This is a genomic window from Nitratireductor sp. GCM10026969 (genome assembly GCF_042660605.1).
Lineage (GTDB): Bacteria > Pseudomonadota > Alphaproteobacteria > Rhizobiales > Rhizobiaceae > Chelativorans.
The window spans coordinates 1-626 of sequence record NZ_JBHSUM010000328.1 but is presented as its reverse complement, the minus strand read 5'-3'; the positions used below and the strand labels follow the sequence as shown (position 1 = coordinate 626).

2 protein-coding genes are annotated in these 626 nt (G+C 67.6%); both read right to left on the bottom strand.

Going from position 1 to position 626, the window contains the following annotated elements; genetic code table 11:
- Positions 1–263: membrane dipeptidase (locus ACFP9U_RS25315; protein WP_378625666.1), on the bottom strand; the 263-nt coding region annotated here is incomplete at its 3' end.
- A 4-nt stretch (positions 264–267) separates the two neighbouring features.
- The coding region (locus tag ACFP9U_RS25310) for an ABC transporter ATP-binding protein (RefSeq protein ID WP_378625664.1) at positions 268–626 on the bottom strand (359 nt) is incomplete at its 5' end.

Sequence of the window (626 nt, the reverse complement as noted above, 5' to 3'; positions counted from 1 at the left end):
GCATCGACCTCGGGCGCCCTCGGTACCGGCACGTCGTAGCGCGGCTGGCGCATCAGGACATCCGCGTCGGCACCCCGGCCTTGTGAGGGGACGAAGACGGCGAAAAGCCCGCCCGCCAGGCCGCCCGCCCTGGCGCGCGGCAGATCGATGTGCCCTTCCCCGCCCCCATCGAAAAAGGCGGCCTCGGGATCAGGGCCGCCTTTCAGATAGAGCCTGAGAAGCGTGTCGTTGTGTCCGTCGAATATCGCGATCTTATCGGCCATGGCATCATTCCGTGCTGGCGGGCGCCGCCCGCGTGAAACCTTCCGTCGCCTTCATCAGCGCGCGCGTATAGGCGGTCTCGGCCTTGCCGGCACGCAAGTGCTCCGTATCGGTCTCTTCGACCGTTTCGCCGTTGCGCATGACGAGCAGGCGATCGCAAAGATGCGTCACCACCGCCAGATCGTGGCTCACCAGAATGTATGTGAGACGGCGTTCGGCACGCAGCCGTTCCAGGAGGTTGAGGATTTCGGCCTGCACCGAGGCGTCGAGCGCGGAGGTCGGCTCGTCGAGCAGGATCACGCGCGGGTCGAGGATCAGCGCCCGCGCGATGGCGACGCGCTGGCGCTGCCCGCCCGAGAGCGCGT